The organism is Bradyrhizobium sp. UFLA05-125 (genome assembly GCF_059803515.1).
Genome location: NZ_JBANBJ010000108.1, coordinates 1 through 22,828 on the forward strand (window position 1 = coordinate 1; position 22,828 = coordinate 22,828).

The window sequence follows — 22,828 nt, forward strand, 5'->3', positions numbered from 1 at the left end:
CACCGGTACCGGGCAAGGAGATGCCGATATTGGCGTGCTTGGATTCTCCGGGGCCGTTGACGATGCAACCCATGACCGCGACGTTGAGTTCTTCGACGCCGGGATATTTCGTCTTCCAGGTCGGCATCTCGTCGCGAATGAAATCCTGGATCGAGCGCGCCAGCTCCTGGAACGTCGTCGAGGTGGTGCGGCCGCAGCCCGGGCAGGCCGCAACCAGCGGCACGAAGGTGCGGAAGCCCATGGTCTGCAAGAGCTCCTGGCCAACCTGCACCTCACGGGTGCGGTCGCCGCCGGGCTCCGGCGTCAGCGAAATGCGGATGGTGTCGCCGATGCCCTGCTGCAGCAGGATGCCGAGCGCTGCGGACGAGGCGACGATACCCTTGGTGCCCATGCCGGCCTCGGTGAGGCCGAGATGGATGGCGTAGTCGGAACGGCTCGCCAGGACCTCATAGACCGCGATCAGATCCTGAACCGCCGACACCTTGGCCGACAGGATGATGCGGTTCTTGGGCATGCCGAGCTCTTCGGCGCGCGCCGCCGAGAGCAGCGCGGACTGCACCATGGCTTCGCGCATCACGGCGCGGGCATCGCGCGGATTGGCCGAGGCCGCGTTCTCGTCCATCAGCTTGGACAGGAGTTCCTGATCGAGCGAGCCCCAATTGGCGCCGATGCGCACCGGCTTGTCGTGCTTGTTGGCGATCTCGATGATGTCGGCGAACTGGGTGTCGCGCTTGTCCTTGAAGCCGACATTGCCGGGATTGATGCGGTACTTGTCGAGCGCTTCCGCGCAGGCCGGATAGTCGGCGAGCAGCTTGTGGCCGATATAGTGGAAGTCGCCGATCAGCGGCGTGGTGATGCCGCGCTTGCGCAGGCCGTCGCGGATGTGCGGAACGGCTGCGGCAGCCTCCTCGCGGTCCACGGTAATGCGGACCATCTCGGAACCGGCGCGCGACAGCGCTGCGACCTGGGCGATGGTGCCGTCAATATCGGCCGTGTCGGTGTTGGTCATCGACTGCACCACGATGGGCGCGCCGCCGCCGACGGCGACGTCGCCGACCTTGACCTGGGTGGTGTTGTGGCGCGGTGCGGGCCCCGCGATGTCGGAATCGATGGTGTTTTCGGGCTTGTTCATGGGGTCCAAATATCAGGTTTTGGTGACATTCAGCAATGCATCGCGCGGGGCCGCGGCGTCTTGGCTGGGACGGTTAACCAGGAAAAGCCCAGCAATTACAAGGATCGCAGCCGCCCCGAACGTGAGGCTGAGGGTGTCATGCAGGATGAAATAGCTAGCGACGACGCCAAACAAAGGGGTGATGAAGGTAAAAGCCGACAATTTGCTGGCCGAATAGACCTTCACCAGCGCGAACCAAAGCGTGAACGTGGTTCCGACCACCCAGACCGCCTGGAACACCATCAGTGTGATCGAGAGCGGGCTCGGGGCACGGGGAATGGTCTCGCCCAGGAGGTACGCAGCGAGGCCCAGAATCGGGATCGACATCGCAACCTGGTAGCCGATGGCCTTTTCCGGCGGGGCAAAACGCAGCCGCGTCGACTTGGCGACCAGCGTGGTTGCCGCCCATAGCGCGGCGCCCCCGACGATCATAAGGTCGCCAAGCAGGACCTGCGAATCCACGTTGGGCTGCGGCACGCCGATCGCGAGTGCCACGCCGGCAAAGCTGACGGCGAGGCCGAGCCACTGCGTGCCGCTGAGCCGCTCGCCCAGTACCTGGTAGGACCCGAGTGCGACGAAGAATGGCGCGGTGTAGAGAAACACGACTGCGCGGGAGGCCGGCGTGAAGCGCAGCCCCTCATAAATCAGCACAAATTCGATGCCGAACATCAGCCCGGCGATGAGACCTGCGGCAAGCGTGCCGTCGCGCTCGAAGAATTTTGCGCCGCGCAAAGTGCCGATGATGAACACCACGGGCAGCGCGCCCATCGAGCGGATGGTCGCCTGCAGCACCGGCGGGATATCCGGGATGACCAGCTTCACCGCGATCTGGTTGAAACCCCAGGTCAGGCAGAGCATGAGCATCAGGGCGATGGCGCCAGCGCTGAGGGGACGGCCGGCGGACGGGCTTGTTGTTTCTATCGACATTTCTTCCCGGGACCGGCTTGGCGCCGTTGTTATCAAGAAGCTTTCTGACAATGGGCGCAGGTGCCCGTGATCTCGACCACGGACAGTTTGGGGGCAAAACCGGAAGCGCGGGCAGCCTGGTTGAGGCCTTGCGCGACGGAGGCCGCCGGAATCTCGCCGACGAGACCGCAGCGCTCACAGATCAGGAACGCGACCGCCGAGGTCGCGTCATGATCGTGGGCGCAGGCGAGATAGGCGTTACGGCTCTCGATCCGGTGCACGAGGCTATTGGCCATCAGGAACTCGAGCGCGCGATAGACCGTGATCGGGGCCGGCCGTGGCATCGATTTGGCCAGTTCGTCGATCACCTCATAGGCGCCCAGCGGTCGATGGCTCGAGAGCAGCGCCTTGAGCACCTCGCGGCGGATCGGCGTGAATTTCTGTGCGCGCTGCTCGCAAACGGCTTCCGCATGCGTCAAGGCATCCGCAGTGCAGCGGCCGTGATCGTGGTCAGGCGCGGGAAAGGCCGGCTTTACGAGGCTCATCGCGCAGGCTTTTAGCATTTCCGGACCGGGAACCCAAAGAGCGCTGCCTCGAATGGCTGCCAGCCATGCTTTTCCGGCGGAGCAGCGCAGCGATAACTTGCCATGAAATAATCATAAGCTTGCTTATTATATGCGAAGCTTATTGGAGACGAAGCTTATGAGCCGCACGTCGGTCGATCAGAACTTCCTGTTCACGCTTGGCGAGCTCTATCGCCTGCTCCGGGTCTATGCCGACAAGGAGGCATCCCGCTATGGCATCACCCGCGCGCAATGGGCGGTGCTATCCAAGGTCGAGCGCAGCGAGGGCATGAAGCAATCGGAGCTCGCCGAGCTCCTTGAGATGCAGCCGATCACGCTGACGCGGCTGATCGACAAGCTCTGCGACAATGACTGGATCGAGCGCCGCAGCGACGCCTCCGACCGCCGCGTCAACCGCCTGTACCTGAAGAAGGCCGGCCGCGCGCTGCTCGGCAAGATGAGCGGCCTGAAGTCCGAACTCACGGCCAACGCGCTCGACGGCATCAACCCGACGGACGCCCACCGTCTCCTCACCCAACTCGAAACAATCAAGGAAAACGTGCGCAACGCCATCCAGACCTGCGGAGCGGAACAAGCACGCAAGGAGCAGCGCTATGGCTGATCAGGTCCTCAAATTCGCCCCCGAGCAGAAGGGCAGCCCAAGCGGCAAACCCACCAAGAAGCTCGCGACCGAGCCGCGCCGCCGGCTGCTCGCCGGCCTGCGCCGCTATCGCCGCCTCCTCTTGATGGTGGTGTTGCCCGCTGCGGCCGCGATCGGCGGCATCACCTTCTATCTGCACGGCGGACGCTACGTCGGTACCGACGATGCCTATGTCGGCGCCCAGAAGGTTCTGGTGACGCCCGACGTCTCCGGCAAGATCGAGAAGGTCGTGGTCAAGGAAGGCCAGCTCGTCAAGCAGGGCGACGAGCTGTTCGAGATCGATCCAGTCCCCTTCCGCCTCGCCGTGGACGAGGCGCAGGCGCAGCTCGCACAGGCCAAGACCACCTACGACAACCTCGTCGCCAACATCAAGATCTACGGCGACATGCTCGATCTCGCCCAGAAGGGCGTCGATCTGAAGCAGCGCGACGTCGAACGCAAGCAGGCCCTGGTGAAGAACAGCTTCGGCTCGCAGCTCGACCTCGACAACGCGTCGAACGCGCTGGTCACGTCCGGCTCGATTGCGCAATACGTCAGGCAGCAGATCTCGACGGCCAAGACCCAGCTGCTGGGTGATCCCGACCTGCCGCTAGAGAAATTCCCGCCCTACGCGCAGGCCAAGGCCAAGCTCGAGAATGCCGAGCGCAATCTCGACCACGCGGTGGTGCGCGCCTCGATGGGCGGCATCGCAACGCAAGTCGAGCAGATCCAGCTCGGCCGTTATGTCGCCGCCGGCACGCCGGTGTTCTCCATCATCGACGTCGCCCATCCCTGGGTCGACGCCAATCCGAAGGAAAGCGACCTCACCTATGTCGCGGTCGGGCAACCCGTCACGCTCGAGGTCGACGCGTTCCCCAACCACGTGTTCAAGGGCAAGATCGGCTCGCTGTCGCCGGGCACCGGTGCGCAGTTCGCGATCCTGCCGCCGCAAAACGCCACCGGTAATTTCGTCAAGGTCGTGCAGCGCGTGCCGGTGCGGATCTATTTCGACGAGAGCGACAAGTTCGTGAAGAAGCTGAAGGCCGGCATGAGCGTCTACGCCACCATCGACACCGGCCATCAGCGCTCGCTCGCCGGCCTGCTCGGCTCGTCGGCAAATGCCAACCAGGACAAGGAAGACTGACCTCCATGTCCGGTCCTGCCAACACAGCGATGGCCCCCGGCCTGCGCCGGAACATGGTGACGATCTGCGCCATGACCGCGACCATCATGCAGGCGCTGGACACGACGATCGCCAACGTGGCCCTGCCCTACATGCAGGGCACGCTGTCGGCCTCGCAGGACCAGATCAACTGGGTCCTGACCTCCTACATCGTCGCCGCCGCGATCATGACCGCGCCGGTGGGCTGGATCGCCAACCGCTACGGCCGCAAGCGCATCTTCATCATCTGCTCGGCCGGCTTCACGTTCGCCTCCGTGCTGTGCGGGCTCGCGCAGGACATCAACCAGATGGTGCTGTTCCGTCTGCTTCAGGGCGTGTTCGGCGCCGCGCTGGTGCCGCTGTCGCAGGCCGTGATGCTGGATTCCTACACGCTCCAGGAGCGCGCCAAGGCGATGTCGATCTGGGGCATGGGCGTGATGATGGGCCCGATCATGGGCCCCTCGTTGGGGGCGTGGCTGACCGAGACCTATTCCTGGCACTGGGTGTTCTTCGTCAATCTGCCGTTTGGCGCGATCACCGTGCTCGGCCTGATGGTCTTCATGGACGAGACCAGGAAGGACCTCAGCCTGAAATTCGACTGGTTCGGCTTCACGGCGCTGGCCATCGCGATCGGTGCGCTGCAGCTCGCGCTCGACCGCGGCGAGCAGCTCGACTGGTTCGAGTCGGCCGAGATCGTGACCGAGTTCGTCGTCTCGGCCATCGCCTTCTACTATTTCTTCGCCCATTCCTTCACGACCTCGCGGCCGTTCATCCGCTTCGCGCTGTTCAAGGACCGCAACTTCCTCACCGGCTGCATCTTCATGACGGTGATGGGACTCGTGCTGTACTCGACCATGGCGCTGGCCTCGCCTTACCTGCAGAACGTCATCGGCTATCCCATCATCACCGCGGGTGAACTGCTCGCGACCCGCGGATTCGGCACCTTCCTGGCGATGATGCTGGTCGGGCGCTTGATGCGCTATTTCGAGGCGCGCACGCTGATCATTGCAGGGCTCACGCTGACCGCCGGCTCGCTGTTCCAGATGACCGGATGGACCGACCAGACCCAGGCCCTCGAGATCATCACCGTCAGCATCTTCCAGGGCTTTGGCTTCGGCCTCGTGTTCGTGCCGCTCTCCACCGTGTCGTTCCTGACACTCCCGAACGATTTACGCACCGACGGCACCTCGATGCTGACGCTGCTCCGCAACGTCGCAAGCTCGGTCGGCATCTCCATCGTCATCGCCGAGCTGACCCAGGGCTCGCGCAAGACCTATGCGATCCTCTCCGAGCACATCAACCCGTTCAACCATGCGCTGCAGATGCCGGACGTTGCGGGCATGATCAACCTCTCCACCGACGCCGGCCGCGCGATGGCCGACAAGATCGTCGCGATCCAGGCGCAGATCATCGCGTTTGCGCACGACTACTCGCTCGTGATGATCTTCATCCTCTGCACCATTCCGCTGGCCCTGATGATCGGCTCAACCAAGGCCGCGCTGCGCAAGCAGACGGCGGGGCCGGAGCATGCGGTGATGGAGTAGATAGAGATTTCGTGGCAAGCCACGAACTCCCCTGGTCGTCCCGGACACGCGAAGCGAAGCGGAGCGCCGATCCGGGACCCATAGCCACAGGGAGAAGTTTGGCGAAGACTGGTAACTACCATCTCGCGCCACAACCGCCCCCTGTGGTTATGGGTCCCGGCCTCCGCCGGGACGACACCATAGATGTTCAACCGCCGCCGCGCCTCACACTCCACTGAGCGTACGGCACCCCTCACTCCAAAAACTCCTCGCAGCCGAGCTCATCGACGGCAAGCAGCACGCGCTGGAGATTGTTCCACCAGATCACCGGCGGGATGTTGGCGCTCCATTGCCAGACCGGGTTGGTGATGTGCCAGAGCACCGACTGGCGATAATCGCGATGAAGCGCGTCGCGGCTGTAGCCGGTCACGCCGTGCGCGATCAGCGTATCGTAGTAACTGTCCAGCAGCGGCCGTTCGAGCGCCTGCCGGGTCTCGGGATACCATTGCAACGCCATCATATAGGCGAGGTCGCCGGTCGGCACGTTGATGCGCCATTGGTCGAAATCGAAGATGCGCACGGTGTCGGCGACGGCGGCGCGCGGCAGCAGGAAATTCCAGGTATGGGCATCGCCGTGAGTGATGGTGAGGTGGCGGCGCGAATGGTAGCGCTGGAACAGCCGGTCCCATTGCGCAAGCAAGCGGTGGTAGAGATCGCGCCGCTCTTCACCGAGGCGATCGCCGAGCATATCGGCAAAGCGGTCGTAATGACCGGCGAACGTCTCCAGCAGATTTGCCGTCTCCTCGGCACTCATCCAGACGCCAACCGTCTCGCCGAGACTTGGATGATCCCACCACGCCGCGTGCATGCGCGCGAGCGTGGTGACGATGCCCATCGCCTGCCCGTGTGATGGCGGCAATGGCCACGCCGTCCCGATCTCGTGGCTGTCAGTCAGATCTTCCAGTGTCAGATGCCAGGCGAGGCTCTCCTCATCGAAATGTCCGTCGAAGCAGCGTGGCACGAGCCGCAACGGCATCTTGGGTGCAAGCTGCGTGTAAAAGGCCACTTCGCGTCGGCCGGCATTCGGCAGCGATTTGGCGAACGACGCATGGGCCGTCTTGAGGATCAGGGATTGCGGCGCCCCATTCGACTCCCCGACATAGCGCAGGCCAAGGCGCGTGATGTGCGACACGATCGTGTCGCGCGACGACAGCACCTTGACCTCGCGCACCGCGCCGCGGTCCAGCACGCCGGCCTTGCGCAGCGCGGCGGTGAGATACGCGGCCTCAGCGACCGCCGGCAGTTGTGGAGTTGTCATGAAGCGCCCCGGGTGCCGCGCTCATCCTGCACGATCACACCCGGAAGCGCCAGCCGCGCCGTCGCAAAGGCGGCGCTCCGATCTCACACGTCGAAGAACACTGTCTCGTCGTCGCCCTGGAGCCGCAGGTCGAGGCGATAGAGCGGCTTGCCCGCTTCACGCACGGCAATCAGCGTGGCGCGGCGATCAGCCGGCACCAGCGCCAGCACGGGATCGGAGGCGAGGCCGGCGTCATCGCTGAAATAGATGCGGGTGTAGAGATGCCTGAGCATGCCGCGCGCGAACACCGCGACCAACAGATGCGGCGCCTGCGGCTTGCCGTCGGGGTCAGGCACCACGCCCGGCTTGATGGTGTCGAAGGAATAGTTGCCGTCCTTGTCGGTGCCGGAGCGGGCAAAGCCACGGAAGCTGGCGTTCGGTAGGGCGCGCTTGTCCTGCGGATCGGCAAAGCGTCCCTGCGCATCGGCCTGCCAGATCTCCAGCATGCAGTCCGGCACGGCGACCCCGTCGCCATCGAACACCTTGCCCTCGATGCGAAGGCGGTCGCCCGTGACGTCGGGCGTCAGCGTCGAGTTGGTGAAGGCGTCGTTCCACTCATAATCGCCGGTCGGCGTCAGGCCGTATTTGAAGAACGGACCGACGGTTTGCGATGGCGTGATCCCGTTGGGCTTCACTTAAGTGTTCTCCATTGGAGTGGCGTTCTTGCCGCGCAGCACGATGTCAAAGCGATAGCACAGCGCCCATTCGGGCTCGGTGTTCTCGAGATCGAAGGACGAGACCATCCGCATGCGCGCCTTCTCGTCCGGCACCGAGTTGAAGATCGGATCGAACGGGAACAGCGGATCGCCGGGGAAATACATCTGGGTCACCAGGCGCGTGACGAAGGAATGGCCGAACACCGAGAGGTGGATGTGCGCGGGCCGCCAGGCATTGTGATGATTACCCCAGGGGTAAGCGCCGGGCTTGATGGTAACGAAGCGATAATAGCCAGACGCATCGCTCTGGGTGCGGCCGGCGCCGGTGAAGTTCGGATCGAGCGGTGCCGGATGTTGGTCGCGCACATGCACGTAGCGGCCGCAGGCATTGGCCTGCCAGATCTCGACCAGCGAATCGGGTACGCCGCGGCCGTCCTCGTCGAGCACGTGGCCGTGCACGATGATGCGCTCGCCGAGCGGCTCGCCCTTGTGCATGCGGGTGAGATCGTTGTCGCCTTTGCGCACGGTCTCGTGGCCGTAGACCGGGCCGGTCAGCTCCGAGAGCGTGTGGCGCATTGGGATCAGGGGCTTGTGCGGCGCCCGCTTGATCGAGCTCTTGTAGTCGGGGGACAGCGGCAAGGGATGTGCCTTGTTGCTGTCGACGGGATAGATGAATGTCATGGCCAAGCTCCTGGCGAACTCCTCCCCGGCCATTTTGGTCCGGCCGGTCAACGCTTCCGCCAATCATTATAGTATATAACTAAATGGGGAAAGCGGGTTTAGCGATCCTCCTGCGCAGCACTATTTGATCGGCGGACGCGGCAGAACGGCCTCGCCGGCCTCGAGCCGGTAGGTATGGTCGAGCGAATACCAGGGCGTCGCAAGCTCGCGCTCGGTCGGATGCGGCGAATCATGGCGCAGGAACTTGCCGATCAGCGCTTGTGTCACGCCGAACTGCACGTCGCTGTCGATGTGCGGATCCGTTGGGTCGTAGACCTGCGAGATCAGCACCTTGAATCCGCGCTTGAAGATCAGGGCGTGCAGATGCGCGGGACGGTAGGGGTGCCGGCCCTGTGCCTTCAGGAGGCGGCCCACCACACCGTTGGTCGGGATCGGATAACCGACCATCATCACCGAGCGGAAGGAGAAGCGTCCGTCCTGATCGGTCGTGAACTTGCCGCGCAGGTTCATGTCCGCCTGCTCGGGATCCTGGTTCTCATAGAGACCGACGGGCGAGGCATGCCAGACATCGACCTCCGCCCCGGCGACGGGACGACCGTCCCTGTCCACGACGCGGCCGCTGACGAACAGCGGCGCACCCGGCGTCTCGGAGCGGACGATCGATCCGCCATTCTCCACCCGCGGAGAGTTCAGTCGCCAGAACGGTCCGAGCAGCGACTGGTCGGTTTCCGTATTGCCCTGATCGCCATTGTTGAGCAGGCACACCAGCGGCGAGACGCCGAGCGAGCCTGCCATCAGCACGACTTCATTGTGCGTATCGGTCGAGAGCTTGCCGAGCTCGGCGAGGATCGCCGTGGCGTCGCGGAATTCCGCTTCCGTCAGGCGAACATCGCGAACGAAGCCGTGCAGGTGCTTGACCAGCGAGATCATGATCTGGCGAAGCCGCGGATCGGATGTCCGCTCCATCACCGCAAGTGCCGCGGCCGTGACGTCCTGCTCGCGCTCGATGATCATGCTCGCCTCCCGATTGCCCCGTCATTCCGGGATAGTCGAAAGGACCACACCCGGAATTTCGAGATCCCGGATTCCGCCCTCTCGGGCGGCTCCGGGATGACGGGCCACTACGTGGCCCGTCAGTTCAGCTTCTCGATCGCGACCGCGACGCCCTGGCCGACGCCGACGCACATGGTGGCGAGCGCCAGCTTGCCGCCGCGCTTCTCCATGCCGTGGACGGCAGTGAGCGCAAGTCGCGCGCCGCTCATGCCGAGGGGATGGCCGAGCGCAATCGCGCCGCCATGCGGATTGACGAAATCAGCGTCGTCCTTGACGCCGAGCTGACGCAGGCAGGCGATGCCTTGAGAGGCGAAAGCTTCGTTCAGCTCGATCAGGTCGAAATCGCTGATCTTCTTGCCCAGACGCTCCATCAGCTTGCGGGTCGCGGGCACGGGTCCAATGCCCATGATGCGCGGCGGCACACCGGCCGAGGCGAGGCCGAGAATGCGCGCGCGGGGCGTGAGACCATGCTTCTTCACGGCAGCTTCGGACGCAAGGATCATCGCAGCGGCGCCGTCATTGACGCCGGACGCGTTGCCGGCGGTCACCGTGCCGGGATTGCGCACGATCGGCTTCAGTTTTGCGAGGCCCTCGAGAGTCGTTTCGGGACGCGGATGCTCGTCCTTGTCGACCGTGACGGGGCCGGCCTTGCCGCCGGGAATGGTGATCGGCGTGATCTCCTCGGCGAAATAGCCCGCGGCAATCGCCGCGCCTGCGCGCTGCTGCGAGCGGATGGCGAAGGCGTCCTGATCGGCGCGCGAGACCTGGAATTCCTCGGCGACGTTCTCGCCGGTTTCGGGCATGGCGTCGACGCCGTATTGCGCCTTCAGCAGTGGATTGATGAAGCGCCAGCCGATGGTGGTGTCAAAGATCTCTGCCGAGCGCGAGAAGGCTTCCTGGGACTTGCCCATCACAAAGGGCGCGCGCGTCATGGATTCGACGCCGCCGGCGATGGCGAACTCGATCTCGCCGGAGCGGATGGCGCGGCCTGCCGCGCCGACGGCATCGAGGCCGGAAGCGCAGAGGCGGTTCAACGTCTGGCCGGGAACCGAATCCGGGAGCCCTGCGAGCAGCAGCGCCATGCGCGCGACGTTGCGGTTGTCCTCGCCGGCCTGGTTGGCGCAGCCAAAGAACACCTCGTCCACCTGCGACCAGTCGAGCGTGGGGTGCTTGGCCATCAAGGCCTTGATGGGGGTGGCGGCGAGATCGTCGGCGCGCACCTTGGCGAGCGAGCCGCCGAAGCGGCCGATCGGGGTCCGGATGGCATCGCAGATAAACACATCACGCATCGTCGTTCTCCCTGAATGCCGCGGTCCGGCCAAAATTCTTCAATGACGGCGGAGTTTTAGGAGGGCGCCCGCGGCAGGTCAATTGACGGTTTCGCGCGCGATTCGCAGGGACCTGACGCCCGCAACGCATGCCGCCGTGCGGACAACGTGGAAAACCCGCTCTCCCCGGCCAAAGCGATAGGACCATGGGGCGAAATTTTGTAGGTTGCGCCGCCCATGAGTATCCAGCAGCCGATCGCAGTGCTTCCCCCTGACGACGCACCCCCGCCGCAAGCGGAAGCCTTCGCGCGCGTCACGCCGATGATGGAACAGTACCTGGAGATCAAGGCGGCGCATCCGGGCTTGCTGCTGTTCTACCGGATGGGCGACTTCTACGAGTTGTTCTTCGAGGACGCCGAGATCGCCTCCAGGACGCTCGGCATCGTGCTGACCAAGCGCGGCAAGCATCAGGGCGCGGATATCCCGATGTGCGGCGTGCCGGTCGAGCGCTCCGAGGACTATCTGCATCGCCTGATCAGCGCCGGCCATCGGGTTGCGGTCTGCGAGCAGACAGAGGATCCCGCCGCCGCCAAGGCGCGCGGCAACAAAAGCGTCGTGCGCCGCGGCGTGGTTCGGCTGGTCACGCCGGGCACGCTGACCGAGGACACGCTGCTCGATGCGCGCGCCAACAACTATCTGCTGGCGATCGCGCGCGCCCGCTCCTCTTCCGGCGGCGACCGCTTCGGGCTCGCTTGGATCGACATCTCGACCGCCGAGTTCATGGTGACGGAATGCGCAGGCGGCGAGCTTGCGGCAACGCTGGCGCGCATCAATCCGAACGAGGTTGTTGTCACCGACGCGCTGTATAACGACAGCGAACTCGGACCCATCTTGCGTGAGCTGCCGGCGGTGACGCCGCTGACCCGCGACGTCTTCGACGGCGCCACCGCCGAGAAACGTCTGTGCGACTATTTCGCCGTCGCGACCATGGACGGGCTCGCGCAGCTCACGCGGCTTGAGGCCACGGCTGCGGCCGCGGCCGTCACCTATGTCGACCGCACCCAGGTCGGCAAACATCCGCCGCTGTCGCCGCCCGCGCGCGAGGCCTCGGGCGCGACGATGGCGATCGATCCCGCCACCCGCGCCAATCTCGAGCTGACGCGGACGCTCGCCGGCGAACGGCGCGGCTCGCTGCTCGATGCCATCGATTGCACGGTGACATCGGCCGGCTCCCGTCTGCTCGCACAGCGGCTGGCGGCACCGCTGACTGACGCAGCCGGGATCGTGCGGCGGCTCGATGCGGTCAGCACCTTCGTCTCGGATTCGGCCGCGCGCGAAGACATCCGCAGCATCCTGCGCGGCGCCCCCGACATGTCGCGCGCGCTGGCGCGGCTCTCGGTCGGCCGCGGCGGACCGCGCGATCTCGCCGGGATCCGCGACGGCATTTTGGCGGCCGACCAGGCGCTGGCACGGCTTTCTGAGCTCGACCAGCCGCCACAGGAGATCGCCGCCGTGATGGCGGCCTTGCAGCGGCCATCGCGCGAGCTGGCATCCGAATTCGCTGGCGCCCTCGCCGAGCAATTGCCACTGATCAAGCGCGACGGCGGCTTCGTCCGCGAAGGCTATGAGCCCACGCTCGACGAGGCGCGAAACCTGCGCGACGCCTCGCGCCTGGTGGTCGCCTCGATGCAGGCGCGCTACGCCGACGACACTGGCGTCAAGGGCCTGAAGATCCGGCACAACAACGTGCTCGGCTATTTCGTCGAGGTGACCGCGCAGCATGGGGACAAGCTGATGTCGGCGCCGTTGAACGCGACCTTCATCCACCGCCAAACGCTGGCCGGGCAGGTGCGCTTCACGACATCCGAGCTAGGGGAGATCGAGGCCAAAATCGCCAATGCCGGCGACCGCGCGCTCGGGCTCGAGCTCGAAATCTTCGAGCGGCTCTGCGCCAAGGCGCTCGCGATCAGCGAGGACCTGCGCGCCGCCGCCCATGGCTTCGCGCTGCTCGATGTCGCGACGTCGCTGGCAAAGCTCGCGGTCGACGAGAATTATGTGCGGCCCGAGGTCGACGGTTCCTTGGGCTTTGCGATCGAGGCCGGGCGCCATCCGGTGGTCGAGCAGGCGTTGAAGCGCAATGGCGAGCCGTTCATTGCCAATGCCTGCGACCTGTCGCCGGCGCCGGCACAGAAATCCGGCCAGCTCTGGCTGCTCACCGGACCCAACATGGCCGGTAAATCGACCTTCCTGCGCCAGAACGCGCTGATTACGCTGATGGCGCAGATCGGCAGCTTCGTGCCCGCTTCGCGCGCCCGCATTGGCATCGTCGACCGGCTATTCTCGCGCGTCGGCGCCGCCGACGATCTCGCCCGCGGACGTTCGACTTTCATGGTGGAAATGGTCGAGACCGCGGCGATCCTCAATCAGGCCGGCGAGCGCTCGCTCGTCATTCTCGACGAGATCGGGCGTGGAACTGCGACCTTCGACGGCCTCTCGATCGCCTGGGCCGCGATCGAGCATCTGCACGAGAGCAATCGCTGCCGGACGCTGTTCGCCACGCATTATCACGAGCTCACCGCGCTCTCGGCAAAGCTGCCGCGGATGTTCAACGCCACGGTGCGGGTCAAGGAATGGCAGGGCAACGTCGTGTTCCTGCACGAGGTGCTGCCGGGCTCGGCCGACCGCTCCTACGGCATCCAGGTCGCAAAGCTGGCGGGACTCCCGCCCGCTGTCACCACGCGTGCGAAATCCGTGCTGGCGAAACTCGAAGCACAAGACCGCGGCCAGACCGCGCGGGCGCTGGTCGATGATCTCCCGCTGTTCGCAGTCCCCTCACGCGCCACCGCGGAAGCCCCGCCGCCAAGCGAAGCCGAGCTGCTCATGGAAGCGGTGAAGGCGTTGCACCCCGACGAGATGTCCCCGCGCGAGGCGCTCGATGCGCTCTATGCGTTGAAGGCCAAGCTGCCGAAGCAGTGACGGTGCGGTAGGGTGGGTTAGCCCTGCGGCTGCGCGAAGCGCAGTCCGCTAGGCGTAACCCACCTCTTTCGCGTCCGCGGTGACAGAAGCGGTGGGTTTCGCTTCGCTAACCCACCTTACAAAGCTCACGCCTTCGCCAGCCGCTTCCTCCGCCCCATCCACCACAGCGTCAAATTCCAGACGACGCAGGTCGCGAGCGCAAGGCTGAGGCCGATCGCCGAGCCGAACTGCACGACCGCGACGTGCAGCACCGCGATCGCCATGCCGAAGCCGAGCAGGCCCCAGGCGGAGTTGGCAAGCACGGCCGCGGTCGGTGGGCCGCCGATGCGCGGGTGCAGGATCACCATCATGCTGGTGAAGACGATCGGATAGAGCGCGATGACGCCGGAGACCCTGGGGCCGACCCAGCCCGACGTCGAGACAACGATAGCAACGAGAGTTGCGACCAGCGCGGCGCGGAAGGGAATGTCATACCAGCGGCGCGTGACCAGCGGCATCTTCACGTGGCGGTAGCGCGCCAGCAGCGGAATGCAGATGCCGAATGCGATCAGGTTAACCGCAAGTCCGGCCGTCAAGGTCCAATCGAACATGCGGATGACGGATGCAAGCACGATCCACACCGCGACTGCGCTTCCGACGCTCACCAGAAAGCTGTGCCGTTGCGCCAGCACGACATAGGTGAGCCCGAGGAAGATCGTCGCGGCGTTGACGGGAAGGCTCGCCAGCGCCCCCTGGGCGATGAAGGCGGCGTCGTGGTCGAGTGCGAGGAAGACGTAGGAGGGACCGGCCGAGATGGGGAGCGTCGCCACCAGTGCACCGATCACCGGACCCGAGCGTTCGGTGATAACGGACGCCGTCACGACGAACGCCGCAGCGATCGCCATGCGCAGGAGGAGGAAGAGTATGAAGGCAAGTTCGGCGGGCATTTTCTTGTCTTACCCTCCCCTGGAGGGGTCCGAGACGAGCGCAGCTCGCTCGTGGGTCGCTGTGCATGGAGCGAAGCGGAATGCGCAGCGGGGTGGGGTGACAGTCTCTCGACGGAAGCGGCGCCCGAGTGGAGAGATCACCCCACCCCGCTCGCGCTACGCGCGATCGACCCTCCCCCTCCAGGGGAGGGTAAGGAAGTCACATCCGCTGCATCGACACTGAAACCTTCGGGCCGTTCTTGATGGTCTGATAGACCACGCAATAGCGTTCGGTGAGCTTCAGCAGCAGGTCGAGCTTGTCCTGCGGGGCGTCGGTGTCGACCTCGAAGCGCAGGCGTATCTCGGCGAAGCCGACCGGCGTCTCCTTGTCGACGCCGAGCGTGCCGCGGAAATCGAGGTCGCCCTCGGCGTAGACGTTGCCGGTCTTCAAGGGCACATCGATCGCTGTCGCGACCGATTTAAGCGTGACGCCGGCGCAGGCAACCAGCGCCTCGAGCAGCATGTCGCCCGAGCAAAGCTCCAGCCCGGAGCCGCCGGTCGCCGGATGCAGGCCGGCGACCGCGAGCGCGCGGCCGGTCTCGACCTTGCAGGCGATGCCATCGCTGTCGGTCGAGCCCTTGGCCTTGAGCGTGATCAGCGCGGCCTTCGGATCGGTCTTGTAGCGTTCCTTGATCGGGGCCTGCATCTGGCGGAGTTCTGCGGCATCCATTTTTGTTCTCTCCCGGAAGATCGCCCCTCGATGTACCGGCTGGGAGCAAAATTGTCACCACCACATCGCCTGGCCGGGACCCTGGGTTGCGTCACGGTCAGGCACGTTGCGATCGAGCGAGCGGTCGAGCGAGGTCAGGACGTTGCGCTTGAAGCTGTCGAACAGCGGCGAGTTGCGGTCGCGCGGGCGTGCGAGATTGATCTCGATCTGGTCGAACAGCCGGCCCGGGCGCGGCCGCATCACGAGCACGCGATCGGCCAGCACCACAGCCTCGTCGACGTCATGGGTGACCAGGATCAGCGTCGGGCGCGTATCGGCCCAGAGGCCGAGCAGATGGTCCTGGAGATCGCGGCGGGTGAAGGCATCGAGCGCCGAAAACGGCTCGTCGAGCAGCAGCACTTCGGGCTGCGGCACCAGCGCACGCGCGATCGCGACGCGCTGCGCCTGTCCGCCGGAGAGCTCGCGCGGCCAGGCCTCGGCCTTGTCGACAAGCCCGACGCGATCGAGCGCCCGCGCAACTTTTTCGCGCCGTTCGCTCGCGGGGAGGTCCGCAAGGCCGAAGCCGATATTGTCGGCGACGCTGAGCCAGGGCAGCAGCCGCGGCTCCTGGAAGATGATGCCGATCTTGGCATGCGGCGACGTTATCGCCTCGTCATCGAGCGTCACCGTGCCGGAGCTGGCGCGATCGAGCCCGGCAATGGCGCGCAGCAGCGTGGACTTGCCGCAGCCGGAACCGCCGATGATGGCGACGATCTCGCCCTGATTGATCGCTGCCGAGAAGCGCGCCAGCGCCTCGACGCCATTGGGATAGGTCTTGCTCACCCGTTCGAGCGCCAGCATCACACCCCTCCGCGCTCGCGCCCAAAGGCATCCTGCCAGCGCAGCAGCGGCGCCGTCGCGATCTCGATCAGCCAGTCGGTGAGCTTGCCGAGGATGGCGAAGATGACGATCGCGGCCACGATCTGTGCGGGCTTGCCGAGCTGCTGGCCATCGATCAGGAGATAGCCGAGGCCCTCGGAGGCGCCCATGAATTCGGCGGCAACGACGAACATCCAGCCGAGACCGAGCCCGACGCGCAGCGACACGATGTAAGCCGGGAGCACGGCGGGCAGCAGGATGCGGCGGATCATGGCCGGGCCGGACAGACGGAAGATGCGGCCGACCTCGACGATCTTGCGATCGACGATGAGAATCGCGCCCATCACGCCGAGATAAACCGGAAAGAACACGCCGACCGCGATCAGCGCGATCTTGGAGGTTTCGAAGATGCCGAGCCAAAGGATGAACAGCGGTACCCAGGCAATCGAAGGAATCGCACGCAGCGCCTGCACGGTCGGATCGAGAAGCCGGCGCGCCAGCGACCAGTAGCCGGCAATGGCACCGAGCAGCGTGCCCGCGACGACGCCGAGCACGAAGCCGAGACCGACGCGCGACAACGTCGCGGCGATGTGCCGGGTCAGTTCGCCCGAGCGGGCAAGATCGAGAATGGTCGCAAGGACGCGCGAGGGTGGCGGCACCAGCCGGCCGTTGGCATAGCCGAGCCAGACCACGAGCTCCCAGCCAAGCGCGAGCGTCAGCGGCAGCGCGAGCCCGATCAGCGGCCGTGCATAGCGCGACAAGCGCGGCGCACGCGTTATGCCACTATCGGACTGTTCCACCGCTGGGGCTTCGAAGCTCATAGCCATAGCAAGCGCGTCTTGTAAGGGATTGCAACAGTGTTGCCGCGTTCACAACCGTCGTCCCGGGCTCGCTTCGCGCCCCGGGACGACGGCGGAGTTTGTTGCGCGAGTGGGCGTCTTTCCACCTGCGTAGCCCGGATGGAGCGCAGCGCAATCCGGGTTTCTCCGTTGATCGAACAGTCCCGGATTTCGCTTCGCGCCATCCGGGCTACAGGTCAACCTCAATTCGTCGGCAGTGGGACCTGGTCGTCAATCAGGGCATCGAGCGTGGCCTTGACGTCGACCTTGGCGTCGACGACGCCAGCCTGCTGGAGCGCGAGGCCGGCGGCGAGGATCGACTCGCGCTGCGGTGCGCCGATGCGGCTGTGGGTCAGCTCGGTGCGCTCCTTGAGCTGCTTGTCGACGACGGCATCGGGCAGCTTCGTCACCGCAATGAAGGTCTTCTTCAGCTCGTCGTAATTCGCCAGCGAATGCTTTCGCGCGTCCTCGTACACTGCGAGCACGCGGCGCACGATGTCCGGATAGTCCTTCAGGAACTGCTCGCGCACATTGAGGATGCCCCAGGTGTTGGCGTCGGCCTTGCGGTAGAACAGCTTTGCGCCCTCCTCGACCTCGGCCTGCGCCATCATCGGATCGAGGCCGGCCCAGGCGTCGACGTCGCCACGGATCAGCGCGGTCTTGCCGTCGGCATGCTGGAGCAGCACCGGCGTGATGTCCTTCTCCGACAGGCCCGCCCCGAGCAGCGCACGCACGAGGAAGATGTGCGGATCGGTGCCGCGTGTCACCGCGACGCGCTTGCCCTTCAGATCAGCCACGTCAGCGATCTTGGAGTCCTTTGTCGTGACCAGCGCCGTCCATTCGGGGCGCGAATAGACGTAGATCGACTTGATCGGGTTGCCATTGATCCTTGCGACCAGCGCCGCCGAACCCGCAGTCGAGCCGAAATCGATCGAGCCGGCATTGAGGAATTCGAGCGCCTTGTTGGAGCCGGCCGACTGCACCCAGGTGATGCTGATGCCGTCCTTGGCGAACTCCTTCTCTAGAAGCCCCTTCTGCTTCAGGACCAGCGACACCGGATTGTAGGTCGCCCAGTCGATGCGAAGCTCCTTCAGCGGCTCGGCTGCGTGCGCCAAACCAGGGGTCAGCACGAGCGCTGCAGCGCCCGCCAGCAGAATGCGACGTGAAAATCTGGTCATGCCCGGCCTCCTTGCGAAACTTCATTGCTTTTCAATGAGTTATATCTGGAGGTCAACGAGAAAATCACCGCCTTGAAACCGGGCCGACCGAGAACAAGTTTGCCGAAAGCCGGCCTTTCCAAGCATGGAATGACTATTGCGAGAGAATGGCGGGTGACAGCGCCCGTCGCCTCTTATATCCGGTGAAGCATGGACAGTGTCGCGAGCCAGCACAAGCAGGAGATCGATGATCGCTTCGACAGCGCGCGGATTACCGCCGCAGTCGATGCGCTTGCCGCAAAGCATGAGGGGCGCGAGGACACGTTCCGCACGGCGATGGCGCAACTGCTCAAGGCCGAGCTGATCGCTGCGCGCGCGGAAGCGCAGAAGATCCTGCTGAAAGACCGCCACGGCCGGCGCTGCGCCGAGCGGCTGTGCCACGTGCAGGACGAGATCATCCGCATCCTCTATTCGGCCGCGACCCGCCATCTCTACCGCTCGCCGATTCCGACCGGCGCCGAGCGCATGGCGGTGGTTGCGACCGGCGGTTATGGTCGCGGCCTGATGGCACCGGAATCCGACATCGATCTCTTGTTCATCCTGCCCTACAAGCAGACCGCCTGGGGCGAGCAGGTCGCCGAAGCCATCCTCTATTGCCTCTGGGACATGGGCCTGAAGGTTGGTCACGCCACGCGTTCGGTCGATGAATCGATTCGACAGGCGCGCGGCGACATGACCATCCGCACCGCGATCCTGGAGACGCGCTTCCTCACCGGCGACCAGCCGCTCTATGACGAGCTGGTCGCGCGGTTCGACAAGGAAGTGGTGCAGGGCACCGCATCCGAGTTCGTCACCGCAAAGCTCGCCGAGCGCGAGGAGCGGCATCGCCGCGGCGGCCAGTCGCGCTATCTGGTCGAGCCCAACGTCAAGGACGGCAAGGGCGGCCTGCGCGACCTGCACACGCTGTTCTGGATCGCGAAATACGTCTATCGCGTACGCGACACCGACGAGCTCGCCGAGCGCGGCGTGTTCGACGCGCAGGAGTACCGCACCTTCCGCCGCTGCGCCGACTTCCTCTGGTCGGTGCGCTGTAACCTGCATTTCTACTGCGGCCGCGCGGAGGAGCGTCTCTCCTTCGACCTCCAGCGCGAGATCGCGGTGCGCCTCGGCTATACCTCGCATCCCGGCATGCAGGACGTCGAGCGCTTCATGAAGCACTACTTCCTGGTCGCCAAGGAAGTCGGCAACCTCACCGCCATCCTGTGCGCGAAGCTGGAGGACCAGCAGGCCAAGCCCGCGCCAGTGCTGAGCCGGATGATGGCGCGCCTGCGACCCAGCACCGTGAAGCGGCGCGTGCCTGATAGCGACGACTTCATCGTCGACAACAACCGTATCAACCTGGCTGCACCCGACGTGTTCAAGCACGATCCGGTCAACCTGATCCGCATCTTCCGCCTGGCGCAGAAGAACAACCTCGCCTTCCACCCCGACGCGATGCGTAACGTGACGCGCTCGCTCAACCTGATCAACGCGCAGCTCCGCGAGAATCCCGAAGCTAATCGGCTGTTCATGGAGATTTTGACGTCCAATGACGCCGAGACAGTGCTGCGGCGGATGAACGAGACCGGCGTGCTCGGCCATTTCATCCGCGCCTTCGGCAAGATCGTCTCGATGATGCAGTTCAACATGTATCATCACTATACGGTCGACGAGCATCTGATCCGCTGCATCGGCTTCCTGCAGGACATCGAGCGCGGCGGCATCGAGGAGTTCACACTCGCCAGCGACCTCATGCGCAAGACTCGGTCTGAGCACCGGCCGGTGATCTATATCGCCACGCTCCTGCACGACATCGCCAAGGGACGGCCCGAGGATCACTCCATCGCGGGCGCCAAGGTAGCGCGCCGGCTCTGTCCGCGGCTCGGCTTCAGCCCGGCCGATACCGAGCTCGTGGCGTGGCTGATTGAGGAGCATCTGACCATGTCCACGGTCGCGCAGTCGCGCGATCTCTCCGACCGCAAGACGATCGAGAACTTTGCCGCCGTGGTGCAGTCGGTCGAGCAGATGAAGCTGCTCACGATCCTCACCACCGCGGACATCCGCGGCGTCGGCCCCGGCGTGTGGAACGGCTGGAAGGCACAGCTCTTGCGTTCGCTTTATTACGAGACCGAGCCGGTGCTGACCGGCGGCTTCTCGGAAGTGGACCGGGGCAAGCGCCTTGCCGCCGCGCAGGCGGAATTCCGCATCGCCTTCGCCGAATGGCCCAAGGATGAGCTCGATGGCTATGTCGGCCGGCACTATCCGGCCTACTGGCTCAAGGTCGAGCTGCCGCGCAAGATGCGCCACGCGCGCTTCGTGCGCTCGAGCGAGCAGGCCGGCCACAAGCTTGCAATCAATGTCGGCTTCGACGAGGTGCGCGGCGTCACGGAGCTCACGATCTTCGCCGCCGACCATCCCTGGCTGCTGTCGATCATCGCGGGCGCCTGCGCGTCCGCCGGCGCCAACATCGTCGACGCCCAGATCTACACGACGACCGACGGCCGTGCGCTGGACACCATCTCGATCTCCCGAGAATACGATCGCGATGAGGACGAAGGCCGCCGCGCGACGCGCATCGGCGAGATGATCGAGGACGTGCTGGAAGGCAAGCTGCGGCTGCCCGAGGTGGTGGCGCGGCGCACCGTGCGCAGCAAGGCGAAGCCGTTCGTGATCGAGCCGGAAGTGATCATCAACAACCAGTGGTCCGACCGCTACACCGTGATCGAGGTCTCCGGCCTCGACCGCCCCGGCCTGCTCTACGAGTTGACCACCGCGATCTCCAAACTGAATCTCAACATCGCCTCCGCGCATGTTGCGACCTTCGGCGAACGCGCGCGAGACGTGTTCTACGTCACCGACCTCCTCGGCGCGCAAATCAACGCGCCGACGCGGCAGGCTGCGATCAAGAGCGCCTTGACGCATGTGATGGCGGGCGAGAAGGCGGTTCAGCCGGCAGCGTGAGGTGAAGTTGGCACGACCTTCGCTACACCTCCACGCCCTCATGCCTCAGCAGCCAGCGCTTGCGCTCGAGGCCGCCGCCGTATTTCACCAGCGAACCGTCGGCGCCGATCAGCCGGTGACAGGGCAGCACAACACTGATCGGATTGGAGCCATTGGCGTGGCCGACAGCGCGCACCGCCCTGGGCATGTCTAGCTTTGCCGCAAATGCGCCATAGCTCAGCGTCGTGCCTGAGGGAATCGTTGCGAGCGCCGTCCAGACCTTGCGCTGGAACGGCGTGCCGGCGACACGCCACCTGATGGTTTTGAGCTTGCCGAGATCACCCTCGAAATAGCCTGACAGCGCGGATCGCATGTCGCCCGGCGCGCGCTGCGCGCGCAAATCCACCGCACCATAATGGAGACGCAGCAGTTCGCACATGCGGTGCTCGTGGTCCTCCCAATCGAGCGCGCGCAGCGTGCCTCCTGCATCCGTAACGAGCAGAGCGATCCCGATCGGCGTTGTCAGGCGATCGAGGCCAAAGGCTGCCGGAATTTGCGTCGAGGTCGTCATCATTGTCTCCGCAAGGATGGGGAACGTTGCCGCGCCAGCACCGCAAACACCACCCGAAAACAGACCCGCCTTGCGCCGTGACGGAGCTTCCTCCACAATCCCTGACAGCGATGGCACCCGTTGCAAACAGCGGAAACAGACCGTTGGCGAACAAATTCCGTCAGGAGGAAGATTCTGAGATGAACAATCACCTAGCCCGTTTGGCCGCCACCGCGGCATTCGCCCTCGCGCTCGCGGCGACGCCGGCGCTCGCCCAGAAGAAATACGACCCCGGCGCCAGCGATACCGAGATCAAGATCGGCCAGACCAATCCATTCAGCGGTCCGGCTTCCGCCTATGCCACCATCGGCAAGACGCAGGCCGCCTACATGAAGATGATCAACGATCAGGGCGGCGTGAACGGCCGCAAGATCAACCTGATCCAGTATGACGACGCCTATAGCCCGCCGAAGGCGGTCGAGCAGGTCCGCAAGCTGGTCGAGAGCGACGAGGTGCTGCTCACCTTTCAGCTTCTCGGGACGCCCTCGAATGCGGCCGTGCAGAAATATCTCAATTCCAAGAAGGTGCCGCAGCTCTTTGCCGCCACTGGCGCGTCGCGGTTCACCGATCCGAAGAACTTCCCGTGGACGATGGGATACAATCCCAACTACTTCGTCGAAGGCCGCATCTACGGCCAGTACATCATCAAGAACCATCCGAACGCCAAGATCGGCATCCTCTATCAGAACGACGATCTCGGCAAAGACTATCTGAACGGCATCAAGGCCGGCCTCGGCGACAAGGCCACAAAGATGATCGTGGCGGAAGCGTCTTACGAAGTCTCGGATCCGACC

20 protein-coding genes are annotated in these 22,828 nt (G+C 64.9%); 6 read left to right on the plus strand and 14 right to left on the minus strand.

Annotation, left to right across the window (positions count from 1 at the left end; translation table 11 throughout):
- The 3 genes from ispG to SO156_RS42890 all read right to left on the minus strand — a co-directional run.
- Positions 1–1,132: flavodoxin-dependent (E)-4-hydroxy-3-methylbut-2-enyl-diphosphate synthase (ispG, locus tag SO156_RS42880; protein WP_498539048.1), on the minus strand; the 1,132-nt coding region annotated here is incomplete at its 3' end.
- A gap of 12 nt (positions 1,133–1,144) precedes the next feature.
- Complete coding sequence (locus tag SO156_RS42885) at positions 1,145–2,098, minus strand: DMT family transporter (RefSeq protein WP_458148335.1); 954 nt, start codon at positions 2,096–2,098, stop codon at positions 1,145–1,147.
- Positions 2,099–2,130: 32 nt separating this feature from the next.
- A complete protein-coding gene (locus SO156_RS42890; protein WP_458148336.1) occupies positions 2,131–2,622 on the minus strand; it encodes a Fur family transcriptional regulator in 492 nt (163 codons plus the stop codon).
- Between the two features lie 157 nt (positions 2,623–2,779).
- Between SO156_RS42890 and SO156_RS42895 the strand changes: the two genes are divergently transcribed.
- The 3 genes from SO156_RS42895 to SO156_RS42905 are packed head-to-tail and all read left to right on the plus strand — an operon-like array spanning position 2,780 to position 5,986.
- Positions 2,780–3,262 carry a MarR family winged helix-turn-helix transcriptional regulator gene (locus tag SO156_RS42895; RefSeq protein ID WP_498539049.1) on the plus strand — a complete coding sequence of 161 codons (483 nt, stop codon included), beginning with the start codon at positions 2,780–2,782 and terminating at the stop codon, positions 3,260–3,262.
- Positions 3,255–4,424 (plus strand): HlyD family secretion protein, encoded by a 1,170-nt coding sequence (locus SO156_RS42900; protein ID WP_498539050.1) that lies wholly within the window; start codon positions 3,255–3,257, stop codon positions 4,422–4,424. Before SO156_RS42895 ends, SO156_RS42900 begins: the two co-directional genes overlap by 8 nt.
- Positions 4,425–4,429: 5 nt before the next feature.
- Entirely contained in the window at positions 4,430–5,986 is a 1,557-nt protein-coding gene (locus tag SO156_RS42905; protein ID WP_498539051.1) for an MDR family MFS transporter, read from the plus strand.
- A gap of 232 nt (positions 5,987–6,218) precedes the next feature.
- On the opposite strand, the gene SO156_RS42910 is transcribed toward SO156_RS42905, so the two are convergent.
- The 5 genes from SO156_RS42910 to pcaF all read right to left on the minus strand — a co-directional run bounded on the left by SO156_RS42910 (position 6,219) and on the right by pcaF (position 11,001).
- Positions 6,219–7,283, minus strand: a complete 1,065-nt coding sequence (locus SO156_RS42910; protein ID WP_498539052.1) for a phosphotransferase — start codon at positions 7,281–7,283, stop codon at positions 6,219–6,221.
- An 83-nt stretch (positions 7,284–7,366) separates the two neighbouring features.
- Entirely contained in the window at positions 7,367–7,957 is a 591-nt protein-coding gene (gene pcaG / locus SO156_RS42915) for a protocatechuate 3,4-dioxygenase subunit alpha (protein WP_498539053.1), read from the minus strand.
- A complete protein-coding gene (gene pcaH / locus SO156_RS42920) occupies positions 7,958–8,659 on the minus strand; it encodes a protocatechuate 3,4-dioxygenase subunit beta (protein ID WP_458148342.1) in 702 nt (233 codons plus the stop codon).
- 120 nt (positions 8,660–8,779) lie between these two features.
- Entirely contained in the window at positions 8,780–9,673 is an 894-nt protein-coding gene (locus tag SO156_RS42925) for a dioxygenase family protein (RefSeq protein ID WP_458148343.1), read from the minus strand.
- Between the two features lie 119 nt (positions 9,674–9,792).
- On the minus strand, positions 9,793–11,001 hold the full coding sequence (pcaF, locus tag SO156_RS42930) for a 3-oxoadipyl-CoA thiolase (protein WP_498539054.1): 1,209 nt from the start codon (positions 10,999–11,001) through the stop codon (positions 9,793–9,795).
- A 216-nt stretch (positions 11,002–11,217) separates the two neighbouring features.
- Between pcaF and mutS the strand changes: the two genes are divergently transcribed.
- A complete protein-coding gene (gene mutS, locus SO156_RS42935; RefSeq protein ID WP_498539055.1) occupies positions 11,218–13,956 on the plus strand; it encodes a DNA mismatch repair protein MutS in 2,739 nt (912 codons plus the stop codon).
- A 125-nt stretch (positions 13,957–14,081) separates the two neighbouring features.
- On the opposite strand, the gene SO156_RS42940 is transcribed toward mutS, so the two are convergent.
- From SO156_RS42940 to SO156_RS42960, 5 genes are all read right to left on the minus strand, one after another.
- Positions 14,082–14,882, minus strand: coding sequence for a hypothetical protein (locus SO156_RS42940; protein ID WP_458148346.1), 801 nt, complete (start codon positions 14,880–14,882; stop codon positions 14,082–14,084).
- 199 nt (positions 14,883–15,081) lie between these two features.
- Complete coding sequence (locus tag SO156_RS42945; protein WP_458148347.1) at positions 15,082–15,591, minus strand: OsmC family protein; 510 nt, start codon at positions 15,589–15,591, stop codon at positions 15,082–15,084.
- Positions 15,592–15,645: 54 nt separating this feature from the next.
- Positions 15,646–16,431 carry an ABC transporter ATP-binding protein gene (locus tag SO156_RS42950; RefSeq protein ID WP_458148348.1) on the minus strand — a complete coding sequence of 262 codons (786 nt, stop codon included), beginning with the start codon at positions 16,429–16,431 and terminating at the stop codon, positions 15,646–15,648.
- A complete protein-coding gene (locus SO156_RS42955) occupies positions 16,431–17,270 on the minus strand; it encodes an ABC transporter permease (RefSeq protein WP_498539060.1) in 840 nt (279 codons plus the stop codon). The genes SO156_RS42950 and SO156_RS42955 overlap by 1 nt, the downstream gene beginning before the upstream one ends.
- Before the next feature lie 221 nt (positions 17,271–17,491).
- Complete coding sequence (locus tag SO156_RS42960) at positions 17,492–18,466, minus strand: aliphatic sulfonate ABC transporter substrate-binding protein (RefSeq protein ID WP_498539056.1); 975 nt, start codon at positions 18,464–18,466, stop codon at positions 17,492–17,494.
- 189 nt (positions 18,467–18,655) lie between these two features.
- Between SO156_RS42960 and SO156_RS42965 the strand changes: the two genes are divergently transcribed.
- Positions 18,656–21,445 carry a [protein-PII] uridylyltransferase gene (locus SO156_RS42965; protein ID WP_498539057.1) on the plus strand — a complete coding sequence of 930 codons (2,790 nt, stop codon included), beginning with the start codon at positions 18,656–18,658 and terminating at the stop codon, positions 21,443–21,445.
- 22 nt (positions 21,446–21,467) lie between these two features.
- Here SO156_RS42965 and SO156_RS42970 read toward each other — a convergent pair whose 3' ends face one another.
- Positions 21,468–21,995 (minus strand): methylated-DNA--[protein]-cysteine S-methyltransferase, encoded by a 528-nt coding sequence (locus tag SO156_RS42970; protein WP_498539058.1) that lies wholly within the window; start codon positions 21,993–21,995, stop codon positions 21,468–21,470.
- A 179-nt stretch (positions 21,996–22,174) separates the two neighbouring features.
- Between SO156_RS42970 and SO156_RS42975 the strand changes: the two genes are divergently transcribed.
- A partial coding sequence (locus SO156_RS42975; protein ID WP_498539059.1) for an ABC transporter substrate-binding protein occupies positions 22,175–22,828 on the plus strand: 654 nt, incomplete at its 3' end.